A 254-nucleotide genomic window follows, 5' to 3' on the forward strand; every position below is an offset into this window, starting at 1 on the left:
ATATACCAATAATTGAGCTGTGCTCAGCCATTATTTCGGCATAATCAATTGCCAGTTTTAATCTTTCTGGTATTAATGATTTACGGTATTCGGTTAATTTATTAATTTTTTTGAATTCTTTATCTTTATAATGATAGCCTTGTTGAAACAGCATTCGTGCTGTCAAATCCTCATAACAGTGATAACCTCCGTCCAAAGCATAATTGAAATATTTAATACTCTCTTCTAATTGTTCATCAGAGCATGGAATATAT

The 254-nt window shown here is 30.7% G+C and carries 1 protein-coding gene; it reads right to left on the bottom strand.

Annotated features, from left to right (window positions below):
- Window positions 1-254: hypothetical protein (locus H3T96_RS14690; protein WP_198248701.1), on the bottom strand; the 254-nt coding region annotated here is incomplete at both ends.

The organism is Gilliamella sp. W8136 (assembly GCF_016101285.1).
Taxonomy (GTDB): Bacteria; Pseudomonadota; Gammaproteobacteria; order Enterobacterales; family Orbaceae; genus Gilliamella; species Gilliamella apicola_N.